General features: G+C 65.4%; 1 protein-coding gene. It reads right to left on the minus strand.

The window, feature by feature from the left end; genetic code table 11:
* Positions 1 to 200: LysR family transcriptional regulator (locus ABTU92_RS29995; protein ID WP_408095184.1), on the minus strand; the 200-nt coding region annotated here is incomplete at its 3' end.
* Positions 201 to 491 lie beyond the last annotated feature (291 nt).

The following is a 491-nucleotide window of genomic DNA, read 5'->3' on the forward strand; positions in this document are numbered from 1 at the left end:
AGGAAGGCCTGGCCGTCGGCCGACAGCCGCACCAGCCGCGGCGTGCGCTCCAGCAGGCGACGGCCGAGCCGCTCCTCCAGACGGCGGATTTTCAGGCTGATCGCGGACTGGGTGGTGTCCAGCGCCTCGGCCGCGCGCGTGAAGCTCTTCAGCTCCGCCGCCAGCACGAAGGCCCGGACCGCGTCGACATCGAGGCTCATGGCATCGTTTCGGAAACGGCATCATTTCAAGATGAAATCATAGAGACAATATACCATGGCGTTCTGAAATCTAAAAGGCGGCGCTACGGTTCGGGCCTGTTCAGTCCGAACCGAAGGAGACGACCGATGCCGCTCACCCGCGTGTCCCTGCGCCGCGGCAAGCCCGCCGCCTATCGCTTGGCCATCCTCGAGGGCCTCTACGAGGCGATGCGGGAGACCTTCGACGTGCCGGAGGACGACCGCTTCATGACCGTCAGCGAGCACGACGCCGACGACTTCGTCTACGGCGGT

Origin of the sequence: Rhodoplanes sp. SY1 (genome assembly GCF_046000175.1) — a bacterium.
Classification (GTDB): Bacteria; Pseudomonadota; Alphaproteobacteria; order Rhizobiales; family Xanthobacteraceae; genus Rhodoplanes.